This is a genomic window from Rhodococcus sp. T7 (assembly GCF_009872365.1).
Classification (GTDB): domain Bacteria; phylum Actinomycetota; class Actinomycetes; order Mycobacteriales; family Mycobacteriaceae; genus Rhodococcus_F.
In genome coordinates, this window is record NZ_WXYH01000388.1 from 117,877 (window position 1) to 137,386 (window position 19,510).

The 19,510-nt window shown below is 69.0% G+C and carries 17 protein-coding genes; 14 read left to right on the forward strand and 3 right to left on the reverse strand.

Annotated features, from left to right (window positions below; translation table 11 throughout):
- Positions 1 to 20 precede the first annotated feature (20 nt).
- The 12 genes from MLGJGCBP_RS43815 (at position 21) to MLGJGCBP_RS43870 (ending at position 14,301) form a co-directional block, all read left to right on the forward strand.
- Positions 21 to 1,034, forward strand: a complete 1,014-nt coding sequence (locus MLGJGCBP_RS43815) for a LacI family DNA-binding transcriptional regulator (RefSeq protein WP_160103909.1) — start codon at positions 21 to 23, stop codon at positions 1,032 to 1,034.
- Positions 1,035 to 1,307: 273 nt separating this feature from the next.
- Positions 1,308 to 2,870 (forward strand): CoA-transferase, encoded by a 1,563-nt coding sequence (locus MLGJGCBP_RS43820; protein WP_160103911.1) that lies wholly within the window; start codon positions 1,308 to 1,310, stop codon positions 2,868 to 2,870.
- Between the two features lie 12 nt (positions 2,871 to 2,882).
- Entirely contained in the window at positions 2,883 to 4,070 is a 1,188-nt protein-coding gene (locus tag MLGJGCBP_RS43825; RefSeq protein ID WP_160103913.1) for an acyl-CoA dehydrogenase family protein, read from the forward strand.
- A 65-nt stretch (positions 4,071 to 4,135) separates the two neighbouring features.
- Positions 4,136 to 5,176, forward strand: a complete 1,041-nt coding sequence (locus MLGJGCBP_RS43830; protein ID WP_160103947.1) for a sugar ABC transporter substrate-binding protein — start codon at positions 4,136 to 4,138, stop codon at positions 5,174 to 5,176.
- 45 nt (positions 5,177 to 5,221) lie between these two features.
- Positions 5,222 to 6,253 (forward strand): ABC transporter permease, encoded by a 1,032-nt coding sequence (locus MLGJGCBP_RS43835; RefSeq protein WP_160103915.1) that lies wholly within the window; start codon positions 5,222 to 5,224, stop codon positions 6,251 to 6,253.
- Entirely contained in the window at positions 6,250 to 7,767 is a 1,518-nt protein-coding gene (locus MLGJGCBP_RS43840; RefSeq protein ID WP_160103917.1) for a sugar ABC transporter ATP-binding protein, read from the forward strand. Before MLGJGCBP_RS43835 ends, MLGJGCBP_RS43840 begins: the two co-directional genes overlap by 4 nt.
- Positions 7,764 to 8,789 (forward strand): ABC transporter permease, encoded by a 1,026-nt coding sequence (locus tag MLGJGCBP_RS43845; protein ID WP_160103919.1) that lies wholly within the window; start codon positions 7,764 to 7,766, stop codon positions 8,787 to 8,789. Before MLGJGCBP_RS43840 ends, MLGJGCBP_RS43845 begins: the two co-directional genes overlap by 4 nt.
- Positions 8,790 to 8,823: 34 nt before the next feature.
- A complete protein-coding gene (locus MLGJGCBP_RS43850) occupies positions 8,824 to 9,942 on the forward strand; it encodes a Zn-dependent alcohol dehydrogenase (RefSeq protein WP_160103921.1) in 1,119 nt (372 codons plus the stop codon).
- A 16-nt stretch (positions 9,943 to 9,958) separates the two neighbouring features.
- A complete protein-coding gene (locus MLGJGCBP_RS43855) occupies positions 9,959 to 11,470 on the forward strand; it encodes an aldehyde dehydrogenase family protein (protein ID WP_160103923.1) in 1,512 nt (503 codons plus the stop codon).
- Entirely contained in the window at positions 11,467 to 13,071 is a 1,605-nt protein-coding gene (locus MLGJGCBP_RS43860) for a GMC family oxidoreductase (RefSeq protein ID WP_160103925.1), read from the forward strand. The genes MLGJGCBP_RS43855 and MLGJGCBP_RS43860 overlap by 4 nt, the downstream gene beginning before the upstream one ends.
- Positions 13,072 to 13,075: 4 nt before the next feature.
- Positions 13,076 to 13,288 (forward strand): hypothetical protein, encoded by a 213-nt coding sequence (locus MLGJGCBP_RS43865; protein ID WP_236581700.1) that lies wholly within the window; start codon positions 13,076 to 13,078, stop codon positions 13,286 to 13,288.
- Positions 13,285 to 14,301 carry an aldo/keto reductase gene (locus tag MLGJGCBP_RS43870; protein ID WP_160103927.1) on the forward strand — a complete coding sequence of 339 codons (1,017 nt, stop codon included), beginning with the start codon at positions 13,285 to 13,287 and terminating at the stop codon, positions 14,299 to 14,301. The genes MLGJGCBP_RS43865 and MLGJGCBP_RS43870 overlap by 4 nt, the downstream gene beginning before the upstream one ends.
- Before the next feature lie 7 nt (positions 14,302 to 14,308).
- On the opposite strand, the gene MLGJGCBP_RS43875 is transcribed toward MLGJGCBP_RS43870, so the two are convergent.
- Positions 14,309 to 17,806 (reverse strand): serine/threonine-protein kinase, encoded by a 3,498-nt coding sequence (locus MLGJGCBP_RS43875; RefSeq protein ID WP_160103929.1) that lies wholly within the window; start codon positions 17,804 to 17,806, stop codon positions 14,309 to 14,311.
- Positions 17,807 to 17,906: 100 nt separating this feature from the next.
- Here MLGJGCBP_RS43875 and MLGJGCBP_RS43880 point away from each other — a divergent pair, with 100 nt between their 5' ends.
- Positions 17,907 to 18,578: a cyclase family protein gene (locus tag MLGJGCBP_RS43880; RefSeq protein ID WP_160103931.1), complete on the forward strand. Its 672-nt coding sequence runs from the start codon at positions 17,907 to 17,909 to the stop codon at positions 18,576 to 18,578.
- Between the two features lies 1 nt (position 18,579).
- Here the strand turns inward: MLGJGCBP_RS43880 and MLGJGCBP_RS43885 are convergent, their stop codons facing one another.
- Complete coding sequence (locus MLGJGCBP_RS43885) at positions 18,580 to 18,870, reverse strand: MoaD/ThiS family protein (protein WP_087555238.1); 291 nt, start codon at positions 18,868 to 18,870, stop codon at positions 18,580 to 18,582.
- A complete protein-coding gene (locus MLGJGCBP_RS52520; RefSeq protein ID WP_236581701.1) occupies positions 18,867 to 19,037 on the reverse strand; it encodes a hypothetical protein in 171 nt (56 codons plus the stop codon). The genes MLGJGCBP_RS43885 and MLGJGCBP_RS52520 overlap by 4 nt, the downstream gene beginning before the upstream one ends.
- Positions 19,038 to 19,241: 204 nt before the next feature.
- Between MLGJGCBP_RS52520 and MLGJGCBP_RS43895 the strand changes: the two genes are divergently transcribed.
- Positions 19,242 to 19,510, forward strand: a 269-nt coding sequence (locus tag MLGJGCBP_RS43895; RefSeq protein WP_201453360.1) for a helix-turn-helix domain-containing protein, incomplete at its 3' end; no start/stop codon positions are given.

Consider the following 19,510-nt stretch of genomic DNA (forward strand, 5'->3'; position numbering starts at 1 on the left):
CGAGAGATGCAGAGGCAGCGATGGCTGATCAGACCCGAGTGCCCGCGAGCCGTCGCGTCACGATCAACACCGTAGCGAAGGCCGCCGGCGTCTCGATCGCCACCGTCTCCCGTGTCATGAGCGGCAGCTCGTCGGTGACCCCGGACCTCGCTGCCCGGGTCCACAAGGTCGCCGAGGAGCTGTCCTACCGGCCCAGTACCGCCGCCCGCGGACTCGTCCTCGGGTCGCTGAGAAACATGGGCGTGATCCTGCCCGACCTGGCCAACGCGTACTTCTTCGACGTCGTGAAGCAGATGCACCACGGCGCCACCGCCGACGGATACCGCATGCTCGTCGCCGACTACTCCGGTGACGCAGCCGACGAACTCGCCACCGCGCTCGACCTGCTCGGCCAGGTCGACGGCCTCGTGCTGCTCTCGTCGAGGATCCCGACGAGCGGACTGAAGGAACTCGCCAGGCAGGCGACTCCCGTCCTGCTCGTCAACCGGGTGGAGCTGGGGGTGGACCTCCCCATGGTCGCGGTCGACAACTTCACCCCGATGATGGAGCTGTGCGGGCATCTCGCGAAGCTCGGCCACCGCCGGATCGTCTACGTGAAGGGCTCGGACCTGGCCTGGCAGAACCGCGAGCGGTGGCGGGCCATCGAAATGGCGAAGGTGCTCGGGATCGAGGCGACGGCGGTGCCGTCGGACGGGACCATCGAGGGTGGCTACGACGTGGTGGAGGAAGCGCTCACCCATGAGCCGACCGCCCTCGTCTGCTTCAACGACCTGACCGCGCTCGGCGTCATCTCGAAACTGCGGGAGCGCGGACTCCGTGTCCCCGAGGACATTTCGGTCACCGGCTTCGACGACATCGACATGGCGCGCCACCTGGCGCCGCGCCTGACCACGGTGGTGAGCCCGAAGATCGACCTGGGCGACCAGGCGTGGTCGCTGATGCGCGCCGCCCTGAACAACGAGACCACCACGTCTCCGCCGCTGATCCCCGCGAACGTCGTCATTCGCGAGTCGACGGGTCCCGTCCCGAGCTGAGCCGGGGTTCTCACTCGGCGGTAAAGGCGGCATCGGCGCCCGAGCCGTCGATCATCCATGTCACCCCGGCGCACAGAGCTGCGCCGGTGCGGTGAAGCAGGCCGACGTGACAGTCGTCGGCGAATCGTGTCCTTTCGGTAGCCGGACAGGCCTCGGAAAACTTTTGTAATCGCTTTCTTGATGTTGCTCAGCTCACAATATAGTGTGTCAATAACCGAGGTACATGGCGTTCATGGACCGATTGGCCAAATGTAAGCATTTACAGGAGCGGATATGACACATCCCGGACCGGGTGCCGCGGCGAGGCGCTGGACACCGACCACCGCGACACGAGCCGTGAGCGGCATCGCGCCAGGATCGACGATCGCCCTCACCGGTTCGGGCGGCGGAATCCTCGAACCGGACACGGTGCTGAAGGCGCTCGAAGAGTGCTTTCTGGCGACCGGATCGCCGAGGGACCTCACGATCGTGCACGCCCTCGGTATCGGTGACCGGGTGCGCCGCGGAACCAACCACCTCGCGCACAAGGGCATGATCAAGCGGGTCATCGGCGGGCACTGGACGTGGTCGCCGACGATGATCGAACTCGTCCGCAACGACGAGATCGAGGCGTACGCGTGGCCCGGCGGCGCGATCAGCCAACTGCTGCGGGAGATCGGCGCGCGCCGGCCGGGACTCGTCACCGCCACCGGCCTCGACACGTTCGTCGACCCGCGGCACGGTGGCGGCAAGTTCACCCCGTCCGCCACCGAGGATCTCGTCGAACTCCTCACGCTCGACGGCCGTGAGTACTTGCGCTACAAGCCGTTTCCCGTCGACGTGGCCATCGTCCGCGGCGATTCCATCGACCCGTCCGGCAACGTCACGTGCTCGGGGGAGGCCGCGCAGCTCGACGCGCTGGCCGTCGCCCAGGCGGCGAAGGCCTGCGGCGGCCGGGTCATCGTCCAGGTGAAGAATCTGCTCGACCGGCCGATCGACCCGCGGCTCGTGCACATCCCGGCGGTCCTGGTGGACGACGTCGTCCACGCGCCGGCCCAGTGGCAGACGTACGCGGGCGAATTCGACCCGGAACTGTCCGGCGACGCGGCGAACGCCGGCTTCGGCGCCACGAACCACGATCCGATCCGCATGCTGATCGCCCGGCGGGCCGCGGCCGAGGTTCGGGACGGCGACGTCCTGAACGTCGGCTTCGGGGTGTCCGCCCTGGTCGTGGACGCGCTCGCGGAACAGGACCGCCTGGACGACGTCACACTCGCCATCGAGCAGGGGCTGATCGACGGCATCCCCGTCTCCGGCGACCTGTTCGGGGCCGCACGCGGACCGAAGGTCGTGCACTCGTCGACCACCCAGTTCGACCTGTTCTCGGGCGGAATGCTCGACGTCAGCTGCCTCGGCATGGCCGAGGTCGACGTCACCGGGGCCGTCAACGTCAGCAAGATCGGCGGCGGCATCGTCGGACCGGGCGGGTTCATCGACATCTCCCAGAACTCGCCGCGCGCCGTGTTCTGCGGAACCTTCACCGCCCGCGGACTGGTCGTCGAGATCGTCGGGGGAGAACTGGTGATCCGGCGGGAAGGATCGGTGCCGAAGTTCGTCGACCGCGTCGACCAGGTCACCTACTCCGGCGCTCTCGCCGTCCGCGAGGGACGCGAGGCGGTGTACGTCACCGAACGCGCCGTCTTCGTGCTCACCCGGGACGGCCTCGAACTCGCCGAGATCGCTCCCGGTATCGACATCGATCGGGACATTCTGCCGCACATGGGATTCCGTCCGATCATCAAGAACCCACGCCTGATGGACGCGGGGCTGTTCGCCCCCGTCGCCGTACACATCTGAGGAGACAACCACATGCCAACCGGAAACAGTGTCATTCCGTCGTCCGTACTCGGAACCGACGAACGCAAGCTCGTCGCGGAGTTCGTCGACGAACGGATCCGGCCGGTCGCCGGCGAACTGGACGAGACCGAACGATTCCCCGAAGAGATCTACGCCGAGATGGGCAAGATCGGGCTCTTCGGCATCACCGTGCCCGAGAAGTTCGGCGGATTCGGCGGCACCGCCCTCGACTACCTGTTCGTCATGGAGTCGCTGTCCTACGGGTATGCGTCGGTGGCCGACCAGTGCGGCCTCGTCGAGATCCTCGGCAGCCTGCTCGGCAACTACGGCACCCCCGAGCAGCAGGAGCAGTACCTGCGCCCGATGCTCTCCGCCGTGAAGCGCTGCGCCTACGCGCTCACCGAGCCGGGGTCCGGATCCGACCTCGGGTCGATCACCACGCGGGCGGTGCGCAGCGGCGACGGCTGGGTGCTCAGCGGCGAGAAGATCTACATCCACAACGCCCCGGTCGCGGACTTCGCGGTCGTCCTCGCCGTCACCGATCCCGAACTGGGGAAGCGCGGCGGCATCTCGGTGTTCCTGGTGGACGTCGACCAGCCCGGGGTCAGCCGCGCCTACCACGAACACAAGATGGGTCAGCGGGCGTCCCAGGTCGGCGGTCTGGTGTTCGACTCCGTCCGGCTGTCGCCCGACGCGCTCCTCGGCGAGGAGGGCCAAGCGTTCGGTTACATGATGAAGGTGCTGGCCAAGGGCCGTCTCGGGATCTCGGGACTGAGCCTCGGCATCAGCCGCGCCGCACTGGACGCCGCCACCCGGCAGTCCCTCGACCGCAGCCAGTTCGGCAAGCCGATCTCCGCGAACCAGGGCATCTCGTTCTCCCTCGCCACCGTCGCCACCGAACTGCGGGCCGGCACCGCGCTGTCGGTCGAGGCGGCGCGGGCCCTCGACACCGGCGCGGCGGACGCCGAGACGCTCTGCTCGATGGCCAAGCTGTACGCCTCCGAGGGATGCGTGCGCCACGCCGACGCCGCCGTGCAGGTATTCGGCGGCAACGGCTTCATCCGCGGGTACGAGGTCGAGCGCCTCTACCGCGACGCCCGCATCACGAAGATCTACGAAGGCACCAGCGAAATGCAGCGGCTGATCATCAGCCGGGCAGTACTGAAGGGTGCCGCGGGCACCGGCTCGGACGAACGATGACACCGGCGAAACGATCGGTCAGGGCGGCGGTCCGGGCCGTCGGCGTCGCCGCGGCAATCTCCGTCATGGCGAGTTCCGCCGTCGCCTGCTCGACGAGATCGGAACGGACCGAGCGGGACGGCGCCGCCGTCGACCGCGGCGACATGGTGATGGTCTCCGAGGTCCGGTCGCTGACCAACCCGTACGAGGCCGCGTGGGTGCAGGGCAGCCGCGCGTACGCCGAATCGCTGGGGATCGAACTGAAGGTGATCGTCTACGGCGGCGACTCGCAGAACGCGCTGTCGCAGCTGCAGTCGGTGCTCGCCGCGGGAAAGACCGTCCTGCTCAACATCAATCCGAACACGAGCGCCGACACCCCGGCGATCGTGCGTGCCGTGCAGAACAGCGGCGGGTGCGCGGTCACCCAGTGGAGCAAGCCCTCGGACCTGCACCCCTGGGACGTCGGGAACGGGTGGGCGTCCTACGTCGCCTACGACGGCGTCCAGCAGGGCGCCGACACCGGGAAGGCGCTCGTCGATTCGCTCGGCGGCACCGGCGGTGTGATCGCGCTGCAGGGGTTGCTCGCCAACGAGATCAGTCAGACCCGATTCCAGGGCTTCCGGCAGGCCATGGACGGACAGTCCGGTGTCACCCTGCTCGACGACCAGCCCGCCGACTTCGACCGCAACAAGGCGTACACCACCACGCAGACCCTGCTCAACAAATACGGCGACCAGGTGAACGGCATTTGGGCCGCAACCGATTCCATGGCTCTCGGCGCCCTGCAGGCGGTGCGTGAAGCAGGCAGGGCGGGCGAGATCAAGATCGCCAGCGCCGCGGACGCCACCCCGGAAGGGCTCGGCGCCATCGCCGACGGCGAACTGCTCTCCACGTACACGACCGACCCCTACTTCAACGGCGCGATGGGCCTCGCCATCTGCTACCAGGCCATGACCGGGAAGATCGACATCGCGTCGCTGCCCCGTGAGAACCGCGAATTCTATGTCGACCAGTCGCTGATCACCGCGAGCAACGTCGACCGGTTCCGCACCGTGCCGAGTGACGAGGAGATCGTGCGGTCCGTGCAGGATCCCTTCTCCCGCATCACCGGCCCGGTGGCCCGGTAACCCCCTCACCATTCACGAACCACACAATCTTCCGAAGGAGTGACGATGTCGACGACCGAAATGATGGGGGAGGTGACGACTCCCACCGAAACTCGCCCGACCGCGCGCACCACCAGACCCCGCGTGCGACGGTTGCTCTCCACCGCAGGCCCGCTCACCGCCCTGCTCGGACTGTGCGGCGTCTTCGCCGCACTGGCGCCCGGGTTCGCGACGGCGAGCAATGCGATGGCGATCGTGGAGCAGGCCGCGATTCCCGTGGTCCTCGCGATGGGCGCCACGCTGGTGGTCCTGGTGGGCGGCGTGGACCTGTCGATCGAGGGCGTGATGGCGGCCAGCGGGCTGACGTTCGTCCTGCTCGCGGCGAACAGCGTCAACGGCAACGACCTCGGACTCCTCGCGGTCCTCACCGCGCTGGGCGTCGGACTGCTCTTCGGGGTGGCCAACGGGGTGCTGCACGTCGTCGCCCGGGTGCCGTCCTTCCTCGTCACACTGGGAACCTGGTTCGTCGGGCTCGGTGTCGCCACCGTGCTTTTCGGCACCGCCACACCCCAACTCGCCGACCCGTCGCTCGCCGCCTGGGCGGGTGGCCACTGGCTCGGACTGCCCGTCGTCGTGGTGTTCGCGCTCGCCGCCGTGGCCGTGACGGTGGTGCTGTGCAAGGGAACCCGGCTCGGCATGCACACCTACGCGATCGGCGGTGACGAGTCGACCAGCCGCCTGGCGGGGGTCCCGGTCGGGCGCAGCAAGATCATCCTGTTCGCCGTGGCCGGACTGCTGTCCGGGCTCGGCGGAGTGCTGGCCACCATCCGGCTCGGTGTCGGCGACGTGAGCGTCGGATCGGGAAGCCTGTTCCTCACCCTGTCCGCGGTGGTCGTCGGCGGCACTCTGCTGTCCGGTGGTCGCGGTGGACCCCTGCACTCCCTGGTCGGTGTGCTGCTCCTCGTGGTCCTCGGCAACGGGCTTCTCCTCTCGGGTGCCAGCCCGTACATCCAGCAGGGCGCGCAGGGACTCATCATCGTGGTCGCGGTGATCGCGACCGGGTGGCCCGCCCGCAGTCGATTGAGGGTCGTGAAATGACATCTCTCCTGGAACTCCGCAACGTCACGAAGAAATTCGGACCCAACACCGTCCTCGACGACGTGAGCTTGTCCATCGCTCCGAACGAGGTGGTGGGACTGATCGGCGAGAACGGCGCCGGCAAGTCGACACTGCTCAAGATCCTCGCGGGAGTGCACCGCCACGACGGTGGCCGGATGGTGCTCGGCGGGCACGAGGTGAGCTTCTCGAGCCCGGCCGACGCCGCCGGCCACGGAATCGGGGTCGTGCATCAGGAGCAGTCGCTGCTGCCGAACCTCACCGTCGGCCAGAACCTCGTCCTCGGGTACGAGGGCGACACCGCCCGCGCCGGATTCCTCCGCCGGCGCCGGATCCGCGCCCGCGCCCAGGACATGCTGTCCGTGGTCGAGTCGACGGTCGACCCCGGTGCGCTCACCGAAACGCTCGGTTTCGCGCAGCGCCAGATGGTGGAGGTGGCGCGCGCCGTCGCGTCCCGGCAGTCCGAACACCCGCCGCTCCTCATTCTCGACGAGCCGACGTCGGTCCTCGAACCCGAGGACGTCGAGGTGCTCCACCGCCGGGTCACCGCCCTCAAGGAACGCGGTTCCGTCATCTTCGTCTCGCACCGCCTCGACGAGGTCCTCCGCTTCTCCGACCGCGTGTACGTGCTGCGCGACGGCAAGGTCGTCGGCGAGCGGATCGCCGCGGCGGCAACCGAATCCGAGCTGTACCAGCTGATGATCGGAAAGGGTGCGGCCGAGGAGATCTACTCGTCGGAACGCAAACGCGCCGTCCCCAGGACCGGCACGCCGACGCTGTCGGTCCGCAACCTCACGTGCGGCGGCAAGGCGAAGGGCGTCTCGCTCGACGTCCACGCCGGTGAGATCGTGTCGGTGGTGGGGGTGGTCGACTCCGGCCGCGAGGAGGTGGCCCGCGCCGTGTTCGGCGCCGTCCCCGTCGACTCCGGGACCGTCGAGATCGACGGGCAGCGTTCGGCGCCCCGATCACCCGCGGACGCCGTGCGGTCCGGTGTCGCGTACGTTCCGGCCGAGCGTCGCGTCGAGGGCATGATCGCCGGGGCGACCGTCGCTCAGAACATCGCGACGGTGCATCCGGTGAAGGCGGGCGGCGGCCGGATCTCCTCCGGCGCCCGGGTGCAGGAGACCGCGCGCACCTGGATCGACAAACTCGGCATCCGGCCCGCCGACCCCGACGCCGACATCGCCCGACTGTCGGGCGGCAACCAGCAGAAGGCCGTGGTCGCCAAGTGGATCCTGGGCGACGGACTGAAGGTGCTGGTGCTCGACCACCCCACCCGCGGTCTCGACATCGGCGCGAAGGAAGACCTGTACGCCCTGTTCCGCGACCTGTCCGAGCGGGGAGTCGCGATTCTGGTGCTCGCCGACACCCTGGACGAGGCGATCGGCCTCGGCCACCGCGTGATCGTGATGCGCGACGGCGAGATCACCGCCGAGTTCGACTCGCCGCCCGGAAACCCGCCCAGCAAACTCCAACTCCTCGAGAAGATGATGTGATCGCCGTGGCAACAAGAACTTCCACCGAGAGGACTTCCGCCGAGACCCGCGCACCCGGGGGTGCGGCGGCCGCGGTGTCCCGGACGACACGGGACCGTTTGCGCCTGGCGGGACCGTCGGTCGTGCTGGTCGCGCTCGTGCTCCTCGTCGCCCTCGCCGAACCGAACTTCCTGTCGATGAACGCTCTCGCGGTGGTCTCGGCGCAGGCGGTCCCGATCCTGCTGCTCGGGCTGGGCCAGATGTTCGTCATCCTCACCGGCGGCATCGACCTGTCGGTGGCGGCACTCGCGTCGCTCGCCACGGTGATCCTGGCGACGGCGATCGGTCCGCTCGGCCCGCTCGCCGTCGTCGTCACCCTGGTGGCGCTCACCCTGATCGGTGCGCTGACCGGTCTGCTGATCGTGTTCGGCCAGGTCCCGTCGTTCGTCGTCTCGCTCGGCGCGCTGGGATTCTGGGGTGCGGTCGCGCTCGTCGCCTCGGGGTCGACCACCATCTACATCAGCGAAGGCTACGAAGCGATCTTCTGGCTCAGTTCGTGGACGGTGCTCGGACTGCCGATGGCGGTGTGGGCGGGCGTGGCCGCGGTGGTAGCGGTGTTCTGCGCGATGCGGTTCTCGCCGCGGGGCAATGTCTTCCACCTCGTCGGGCTGGGGGAGATCGCGGCGATGATGAGCGGCGTCCGGACCCGGGCCGTCCGGGTCGGAGCCTTCGCCCTGTCCGGCTTCTTCGCGGGAGCCGCGGGTATCGTGCTGTCGGCCCAGCAGCAGAGCGCCGCACCGCAACTCGCTGATTCGCTGCTGCTCCCCGCGATCGCCGCGGTACTGGTCGGCGGTTGCGCCATCACCGGCGGAATCGGCGGCGCGTGGCGGGTGCTCGTCGGCGCCCTGGTGGTCACCGTCCTCCGCGTGGGCGGCTCGGTGGCCGGCATCGACCCCAGCTTCCAGCAGATCGTGTACGGCGTGGTCGTCATCGTCGCGGTCGCCGTGACGCTCGACCGCAGCCGGCTCTCGATCATCAAATAAGACCCTGTGTCAGTGTGAGATTCGAAGGAGAACGATGAGTACGACGGCACGCGGTGCGGTGATTCACGAAGTGGGCGGTAAATGGGAGGTCGACGATCTCGTCCTCGCCGAGCCCGGTCCCGGGGAGGTGCGGATCAAGGTGATGGCGTCCGGGCTGTGCCACTCCGACGATCACCTCGTCACCGGCGACATCCCCAACACGCTGCCGCTGGTCGGCGGTCACGAGGGTGCCGGGGTGATCGACGCCGTCGGTCCCGGGGTCACCCGGCTCGCCGTCGGCGATCACGTCGCCACCGCCTACCTCCCCGCCTGCGGAACTTGCGCCTGGTGCGCGCAGGGGATGCAATATATCTGCGATACGGGGGCCGGTATGGAGGCTGGTTTCATGCTCGACGGAACGGCGCGGTTCGCCACCCAGTCGGGGCGGCCGATCGGCGCCATGCAACGCCTCGGCACGTTCGCGAACTACCTCGTCACGTCCCAGGCGCAGGCCGTGAAGATCGACGAGGACATCCCCTTCGACGTGGCCTGCCTGGTGTCGTGCGGGGTCGCGACCGGCTGGGGTTCCGCCGTGAACGGCGCGGGCGTCCGTCCGAGGGACACCGCCCTGATCGTCGGTGTCGGCGGTGTGGGGATCAACGCCGTGCAGGGCGCCCACCACGCCGGTGCCGCGCACGTCGTGGCCGTCGACCCGGTCGCGTTCAAACGCGAACGCGCCCTCGAACTCGGGGCCACCCACGCGTACGCGTCGATCGACGAGGCGATGCCGTTCGTCCGCTCGGTGACCAACGGTCAGGGCGCCGACAGCGCCGTCGTCACCGTCGGGGTGGTGGACGGGCAATTGATCGCCGACGCGTTCGGCGCCGTCCGCAAGGAGGGAACCGTCGCGGTCGTGTCGATCGGCCAGAACACACCCGGGATCCCGATCAGCCCGCTCGAACTGGTGGTCTACGCGAAGCATCTGCGCGGGGTCCTGTTCGGCAACTGCAACCCCACCCGGGACATCCCGGCGCTGCTGGACTACTACAAGTCGGGGCGACTGAAACTCGACGAACTGATCACCCGGCGCTACACGCTGGACCAGGTGAACGACGCATACGTGGACATGCACGCGGGCCTCAACCTGCGTGGTGTCCTGATCCACGAACACTGACGAGGAACTGCCAAAGATGTCGACAGTCGAAGCAACACAGATCCGTAGCTACGGACATTTCATCGGCGGGCGCAGCGTGCCCCCGACCGGGAACATCATCGAACGGGTGGGCCCGGCCGACGGTCGCGTGGTCGCCACGTTCACCGCGGGCACCCGCGCCGACGCCGTCCACGCGGTCGCGGTCGCGCGGGAGGCCTTCGACGACGGCGAGTGGCCGCGCTGGACGGCGATGGACCGAGGCCGGGCGCTGCTGCGCTGCGCGGGGCTGATGCGCCGGGACGAGGAACGTCTCGCCCGGATCGACGCCGAGGAGTCCGGCAAGCCGATCACCCTGGCCCGCGGCGACGTCGGGGCGAGCATCGAACTGTTCGAGTACGCCGCGGCGCTGGCCATGACGATGCACGGCGAGGCGCACACCGCGCTCGGCGAAGACTGCACCGCGATGGTGGTCCGCGAGCCCGCCGGTGTGGTCGGCATGATCATCCCGTGGAACTTCCCGCTGCTCCTGCTCGCGCAGAAGCTGCCGTTCGCGCTGGGCGCGGGCTGCACGGCTGTGGTCAAGCCGTCCGAGTTCACGTCCGGGACCGCCGTCGAGCTGGCCCGGTTGCTCGCCGAGGCCGGGGTCCCCGACGGGGTGGTGAACGTGGTGACCGGGGCGGGCACCGAGGTCGGTGCTCCGCTCGCCGAGAGCAGCCTGCTCGACATCCTGTCGTTCACCGGGAGCACGGCCACCGGCAAACAGATCGTCGAGGCCTCGGCCGGCAGCGTCAAGCGGCTGTCGATGGAACTGGGCGGCAAGGCGGCCAGCGTCGTGTTCGACGACGCCGACCTCGACGACGCGCTCGACGGCGTCCTGTTCGGTGTGTTCTTCAACCAGGGTGAGTGCTGCGTGTCGGGGGCCCGGCTCCTGGTCCAGGACTCGATCGCGGACGCGTTCGTCGCGCGACTCGTCGAGGCCGCGGGCCGCATCACGGTCGGCGGGCCGCTCGACGAGGCGAGTGAGCTGGGCCCGATGATCGACGCCGGTCATCTCGAGAAGGTGCTCGGGCACATCGACGCAGCGCGGCGGGACGGCGCGACCGTCCTCACCGGCGGCACCCGGCTGGACGGAGAGCGCTGGGGGAGAGGGCATTTCGTCGCCCCGACCATCCTCGACGGCGTGGCCGAAGAGTCCGCCGCCTTCCAGGAGGAGATCTTCGGTCCCGTCCTCACCGTCACCCGGTTCAGCGACGTCGACGACGCCATCCGGCTCGCCAACGCCACGGAATACGGTCTCGCCGGGTCGATCTGGACCAAGAACATCGACAAGGCGCTGCGGGTGGCGAAGGAGATGCGCAGCGGCCGCGTGTGGGTGAACACGACCATCGACGGCGCCCCGCAACTGCCCGCGGGCGGCATGAAGCAGAGCGGGTTCGGCCGCGAGATGGGGCAGGCCGGGTTCGACGAGTTCACCGACGTCAAGACCATTCAGATCCGCACCGGACCGCGCACCCGCGTGTTCCCGAACTGGACCGGAGGCAACCGATGAGTGCCGGCACGTACGACTACGTCATCGCAGGCGGCGGCACCGCGGGGTGTGTGCTGGCCGGACGGCTGACCGAGGACCCGACGGTCCGGGTTCTCCTGCTCGAGGCAGGCGGCAACGACCGGCATCCGTTCCTCCATGTTCCCGCGGGGTTCGCGAAACTCACCGCGAGCAAATACGACTGGGGATTCTCCAGCGTCCCGCAGGAGCATTGCAACGGGCGCGTCATCCCGCTCGCCCAGGGCAAGGTCATCGGCGGTGGCGGCTCGATCAACGCCCAGGTGTTCACCCGCGGCGCGCACGAGGACTACGACGAGTGGGCGCTCAAATACGGTTGCGCCGGATGGTCGTTCGACGAGATCCAGAAGTACTTCCTGCGGTCCGAGGACAACGAACGGCTGTCGGCGCCGTACCACGGGACCGACGGCCCGCTCGGGGTCTCCGATCCCGTGAACCCCCATCCGCTGTCGAAGTCGTTCGTCCAGGCGGGGCAGGAATTCGGGTTGCCGTTCAACGGCGACTTCAACGGCGATCACCAGCACGGTGTCGGCCTCTACCAGACGACCACGAAGAACGCCCGCCGGTGCAGCGCCGCGGTCGCGTACCTCGCACCCGCCAGGAAGCGGCCCAACCTGACGGTCCGGGAGAACGTCACCGTGTCGCGGGTTCTGCTCGACGGCGGACGCGCCACCGGGATCGAGGTGCTCACCCCGCACGGCGTGGAGACGTTCCGCGCGTCGCGCGAGGTGCTCGTCGCTGCGGGCGCGTTCGGATCACCCAAGATCCTGCAGCTGTCGGGAATCGGCCATCCCGACGACCTCCGGGACGCGAACGTCGAGGTGACCCATGCCCTTCCCGGTGTCGGCCGGAACCTGCACGACCACTGCGACCTCGACGTCATCTACGAACTCCGCGAATACCAGAGTCTCGACCGCCTGAACCTGATCCGTCCGGCCACGGCCAAGGCGGGTCTCGAGTACGCCGCCTTCCGGCGGGGTCCGTTGGCGTCGACCGTCGTGGAGGCGGGCGGGTTCAGTTTCGGGCACGCGGCGGAGTCGATCCCGGACCTGCAGTTCCACTTCCTGCCCGCCGCCGGCGTCGAGGCCGGTGTCGCGGCGGTCCGCCCGGGATACGGCTGCACCTTGAACTCGTACGCGCTGCGGCCGGAGAGCCGCGGTTCGGTGAAGATCAGGTCGAACGATCCCACCGCCCAGCCGCTGATCGACCCGAACTTCCTCGCCACCGACTTCGACCTCGAGTCGAGCATCGAGGGGCTGCGGCAGAGCCGGGAGATCATGGCGCAGTCGTCGATGGCCCGCCACATCAAGGCGGAGCACCTGGCAGGTGGCCTGTCGGTGAACACCAAGGACGACTACGTGAAGTTCGTTCGCGCGTACGGTCGTACGTCCTACCACCCGGTCGGCACGTGCGCGATGGGCGTCGGCGACGACGCCGTGGTCTCACCGGAACTGAAGGTGAGGGGAATCGAGGGCCTGCGGGTGGTCGACTCGTCCGTCATGCCGCGGATCGTCAGTTCCAACACGCAGGCTCCCACGGTGATGATCGCCGAGAAGGCGATCGATCTGATCCGTGGGGAAGGATGACCGGATGACCACTTTTTCCGGAGTGACCGAGGCCATCGCCAGGGAAGCCGTCGAACTCGCCCTGCCGTCGATCGAGAATCTCTCCCACGGAGGTCCGGGGCACCTCGTCGTGCTCCGGCCGGGCGTCGCCCCGTCCGCCGATGCGGAGTTGCCCGTCGTCTACCGCCGCAGCTGGGGTGAGAAGAAGGACTGGCGCGACGGAGGCGAGACACCGTGAAGGGGAACGACAGCCGGACATTCGGGCGCGCCGGCTTCGACGTCACCCTCCTCGGCTACGGCGGTGCGCCCATCGGCAACATCTTCCGGCCGATCCCCGAGACGGATGCCCAGGCGCAGATCGCCGAGGCGTGGAACATGGGTGTGCGGTCGTTCGACACCGCACCCATGTACGGGCACGGACTGTCCGAGCACCGATTAGGCCACGCACTGCTGACGAAGGACCGCGAAGGCTACGTGTTGTCCACGAAGGTGGGACGCACACTGACACCCGCGGCCCGTGGGTCGTTCGACACCGGAATCTGGGTGGACACACCACCGTTCCGGGCCGACTTCGACTACTCGTACGACGCGGTGCTGCGGCAGGTGGAGGACAGCCTGCAGCGCATGTGCCACGACCGGTTCGACATCCTCTACGTGCACGACGTCGACCGGTACACGCACGGCGACGCCCAGCCCGCGCGGTTCGCGGAGGCGCTCGCGGGTGCGTTCCCCGCGCTGATCCGGTTGCGGGACGAGGGCGTGGTCCGGGCGATCGGTGTCGGGGTCAACGAGGCCGACGTCTGCGTCGACGCCCTCGAACGCGTCGACCTCGACTGCGTCCTCCTCGCGGGCAGATACACACTGCTCGAACAGGATCCGGTGACGGACCTGCTGCCGCTCGCGGCGGAGCGCGACGTCGCGATCGTGCTCGGCGGCGTGTTCAACTCGGGCGTCCTGGCCACCGGCGCGGTGCCCGGCGCGAAGTTCAATTACCAGCCGGCGTCGGAAGACGTGCTGGGGCGGGTTCGCGACATCGAGAAGTTCTGCGCGCGTCACGAGGTTCCGCTGGCGGCGGCATCGATTCAGTTCGCGGCCGCGCATCCCGCGGTGCGGGAACTTCTGCTGGGCGCCAGGAACTGCGACCAGTTGCGGCGGAACGCGGCCTGGCTCGAACACCCGATCCCGGCCGAATTCTGGCAGGACCTGCGCGCCGCCGGACTGATTCGGGAGGAGGCGCCCACCCCGCCCTGACCGCCGGTCACATCGTGTACGGAGACGTCGAGTTCTGCAGTTCCTCGAGGAAATCGGAGGGGACCGTCGGCCGGTCCGAGGGCCAGTCGCCGGCCAGTTGATCGGCCCGCAGATCCGCGACCAGGGCGACGACGAGGGGCCCGCCGTCGGGAAGTACCCGGTGAAGCCCGCGCGCCGCGCAGATCGAGGCGATGGACGCCAGTGCCTGCTTCGCCTCGTCCTCGCGGCCCGCCGCGGCGAGGCACGCCACCCGCAGGCGTTCCGCCAGCAGGTGGGCGCGGTTGCGGCCGGTGCCCGCCAGTCGGTCGGTCCACTCCTGCGTCCACGCGCACGCCGTCTCGATGTTCTCGCGGGACCCGGTGGCGAGCAGCATCCGAACCGCGGTGGCCTCCTCGACCTGCGCGACGATCTCGTCGATGCCCGCGACCGGGCGCCGCCGGTTCTCGTAGCGGACAGGGTCCGGTGCGCCGAGGGTCGGATGCGCGGCGATGCCGAGTCGGCGTCGTTCGTTCTCGACACGGGCCCGCAGGCGGGCGAGGGAGTAGGTTCCGGCCACCTCGAGTCCGGCGTGGAGGCGTTTCGCCGCTTCCTCGCGGTCGCCGCGCAGCGCCTTGACGTGCGCTCCGGTGACGAAGCGGGCGACCTTGAAATCCACCCCGCCGGTCTCGATGGCCAGAGTGTATCCGTCGTCGAGGAGACGCTCGGCCTCCTCGACGTCGCCCCGTTCGTAGAGCACCTCACCGAGCAGCGACCCCGCGAGCCGGGCGGACGGTGCACGCGGCCCACCCAGTTTCCGGCCTGCTCGGCGGGCCCGCCGGAAACGGTCGACGGCGTCGTCGATGTCGAGTTGCTCGTACGAGGCGACACCCAGATAACTCTGGCCGTGAACGACGTTGTGCGGTCCCTTGTTCCGCTCGTAGAAGGGTCGCCCGACCTCCTGGATCCTGCGCACCTCCGCGAAGTCGAACCGGTACACCGCGGCGAACGTGCTGACGTTGAACGCGGCGCACACCACCCACGGGTGCAGCGACTCCGGCCGGGCGAGGCAGTCGCCGACGAGTTCGTCGATCCGTTCGGTGCGGTCGCTGCGCAGTTCGGCCACGGCACGCACCACGCCCGCCTCCGCCCGCAGATCCGCCGTGTCACCCGCGCTCGCCTCGCTGTCGGCGAGTGCCCGTTCGGCTCGTTCGAGTGACCGCTCCGCGGCCGTGGTCCGGTTCGTCATCGCGTGCGCCCAGGCCGTCGTGACCTGCAGCCGGGCACTCGTGGCGACGAGACCCGGCGGCAGCATGTCGACCACCGTGGACAAGGTCGCCGACTGCGACTGCTCGAGCAGCGACAGCCCGTCGGCCTCGACGAGTTCCACGGCGCGTTGCTCTTCGCCGCCGGCAAGGGCGTGCTCGACGGCCTCGCGGAGCAGGCTGTGGTCGCAGAACCAGCGGGACGCGGCCCGGTGCAGTTCCCGGACGCGGTCGGGCTGGTCGCGTTCGAGCCTGCGGCGCAGGAATTCGGCGAACAGGGTGTGGTAGCGGAACCACGTTCGCTCGTCGTCGATGTGGCGCAGGAACAGGTCCCGGTCCTCGGCCGCCTCGAGCATCGCCTGCCCGCGGGACGTGCCCGCAAGGGTATTGGCAAGACTGCCGCACGTGCGTTCGGTGATCGAGGTGGCGAGCAGGAAGTCGAGCATCTCGGGTTCGAGGGTGTCGAGGACGTTCTCGGCGAGGAATTCGCCGATCGCGTGGTGGCGCCCGGACAGTCCGGCGATCAGTTCCGACGGATCGGCGCGCCCGCGCAGCGACAGCGATGCCAATTGCAGCGCCGCCACCCAGCCGTCCGTCGAGTCGCGGAGTTCGGTGACGTCCTCGCTGTCGAGGGGCAGGCCGCCGAGTTCGACGAGGAACGACCGCGCCTCGGAATCGTCGAAACGCAGTTCCGAATAATCGATTTCGACGAGTTCGTCCTTGACTCGCATCCGGCTCATCGGCAAACCGGCGCGGGTCCGGCTCGTCACCACGACCTGCAGGTGGTGGCACCCGTTGTCGAGGAGGAACTCCAGGGCGGCGATCGTCGTGGGTTCCGACACGCGCTGCCAGTCGTCGATGATCAGGGCGATCCGTTCGCCGCTCTCGTGGATCTGGTTGACGAGCGAGGTGAGCACGTACCGTTCGGCCTCGTCGTCGTGCTCCTCGAGGACCTGGCCGAGTTCCTTCGCCAGGTTGGGGCGCACGCGGCGGATCGCCTCGATGAGGTGCGCGACGAACCACACCACGTTGTCGTCGTCGCTGTCGACGGTCAGCCACGCGACCGCCACACCCTCGTCGGCGAGGACGTTCCGCCACTGGGCGGCGAGGGTGCTCTTGCCGAATCCGGTGGGACCGTGGATCACGGTCAGCAGGCGACGGCGGCCGGCCCGCAGCAGTTCGATCAGCCGGTCGCGCTCCACGAGTTGCCGGGTCGCGGCGGGCGGCCGGAACCGGGTGGCAGGCGCGGGCGGCGGCGTCGACGTATATTTCGCCCGTCCCGTCGTGGACGTCCGGAACGGACCGGAGACGGTCGAGACCGTGCCGTGCGAGGAGTCCTCGGTGTGATGGACACCGGGGTCGACGGGCATCGCCATCTCGTCCACGGCCAGACCGTGGTGCCGCTCGACCTCGCGCAGTTCGTCCCCGAACGCGGCGGCGGACGCCGGGCGATCTTCCGGTTTCCCGGACATCGCCCGCTGGATCACGGCGCTGAGGTCCTCGGGGAATCCCTCGGTCCGCAGGTCCGGGACGGGCTGGGTGGTGATACGCAGGAACTGCGCGATCACCTCCTCGCCGTTGTGCCGTTCGAAGGCGGCGTGCCCGGTGATCGCGCTGAACAGGGTCGCGCCGAGGCTGTACACGTCGGACGCGGCGGTCGGGGTCCGCCCCGACAGGACCTCTGGCGCGGTGAACGCGGGGGACCCGGTGACGGTGCCCGCCGTCGTCTCGAACGCCCCCGACATCCGGGCGATCCCGAAATCGGTGAGTTGCGGTTCGCCGTACTCCGTGAGCAGGATGTTTCCCGGTTTGACGTCCCGGTGGAGGATACCGACCCGGTGCGCTGTTTCGAGCGCACCCGCGAGTTTCACCCCGATCCGCAGGGCGTCGCTCCAGGGAATGGGCCCGCGCCGCCGGATCTGCACGTCCAGCGAATCGTGGGGGTGGTACTGCATCACGATGTACGGCCTGCCGGTGTCGGTGGTCCCGACCTGCATGATGTTGACGATGTGCGGGTGGCCGCTCAGCCTGCCCATGGCGCGCTGCTCCCGCAGGAAGCGTTCGAGGTTCTCGGCGTCGAGCGCCGAGGTGAGCACCTTGACCGCCACAGTGCGGTCGAGTTCCGGTTGCGCGCACCGATATACCACCCCGAACCCACCGTGCCCGATCTCCTTGGCGTCCTCCAGCCCGACCGCGGACAGCTCGGCCGTGAAGGTCGCAGTCACCGACTCACGCTGGGTGGCGAGCGGGTCGAAATCGGTCATGCCACCACCTCTTCGCTCGCCATCGAGCATATCGCGGCACGGGTGACGCCGAGGGCGTCCCGGCGTGCGTTTCCATGCCCGGATCCCGGACAATCGAGCGATGCCACACGTGCGGAAAGTCGTGGATCTGTCCCACACCATCGGGCCCGGGATGCAGGTGTATCCCGGCGACCCGGTGCCGACCCTGACCCGGCACTGCACCCTCGAGCGCGACGGCTACAACGTGCTGGACGTCCGGATCGGTTCGCAGTCCGGGACGCACGTCGACGCCCCGGCGCACCTGAAAGCGGGGGCGGCGACAATCGATCGGCTGGCACCGGAGCTGTTCGTCGGCCGCGGCGTCGTGTTCGACGTGCGCGGGATCGATGCGCGGCAGCGGATCACCCCGGACCTGATCGGGTCCGGGGCGGACGACGTCCGGCCGGGCGACATCGCCGTCTTCCATACCGGGTGGTCTCGGTTCTACGGAACGGACGCCTATTACACGCATCCGTTCCTCGACCCCGCACTGTGCGCACTGCTGCTCGATCGGGGCGTGCGGACGTTCTGCCTCGACGCCCCGAGCGTCGACGAGACACCGGACGACGAGCACGCCGATGCCGGATATCCGGTTCACCACCTGATCGCCGACGCGGGCGGCGTGATCGGCGAGAACCTGTGCCGACTCGACCGGATCGACTTCCCGGACCCGCTCGTCAGTCTCCTGCCGATCTCCCTCGAGGACGGTGACGGAGCCCCTACCCGGGCCGTCGCGATGCAACTGGCCGACTAACTCAACCACCGGCGACGGACTGCAGGATCTGCAGTTCCTGCCCGGGGGCCACCTCGGTCCCGACGCCGTCGAGGAGCCGGACGTCCTCGCCGTCCACATAGACGTTGACGTACCGCCGCAAGGCGCCGGTCTCGTCCCGAATCCGGCGGCCGAGAATCGGGAACTCGCCTGCCAGGACGTCGAGCACGTGGGAGACCGTCGAGGCGGAGTCGAGGGGCACGTCCACGGAGCGCTTCCCGCCGACGATCGACGCCAGCGCCCGCGGAACCCGAACGGTGACGCCCTCGCTCATGACTCGATCACCGCGGCCCGCACACACAGCACGTCGGGCAGGTGCGCCGCCACCGTGCGGAAAGTTGCGCCCTCGTCGGCACTCCCGTAGACCTCGCCGCCGCGCGTGCCGAAATACACGCCGACCGGGTCGGCGATGTCCACTGCGGCGGCGTCGCGGAGCACCACGTTGTAGTCGAGCTCGGGCAGCCCGCTGTCGAGGCGCGTCCAGCTGTGCCCGGCATCCTCGCTCCGGTAGACGGCCAGCCGGCCGTCCGGCGGGATGCGTTCACCGTCCGCCCTGATCCGTGAGTCTTTCGGTGCAAACCCGGTCCTTCGGGTCCGGGGTAGCCGATCTGGATTTGTCGGACCGTATGGCTAGTGTCTTCGGTCATGGTGGGGAGGATGGTGAAGCGGGCGTTCAAGTACCGTTTCTATCCGACTGCGGTGCAGGCGGATCAGCTTGCGCGGACGTTCGGGTGCACCCGGTATGTCTACAATCGGGCGTTGGCCGAGCGGTCGCGGGCGTGGTCGCAGGAGCAGCGGCGGGTCACCTATGCGGACACCTCGACGATGCTCACCGGGTGGAAGCGCGATGCCGAGACCGCGTGGTTGGCGGAGCCGTCGAAGGGGCCGTTGCAGGAATCGCTGCGGCAATTGCA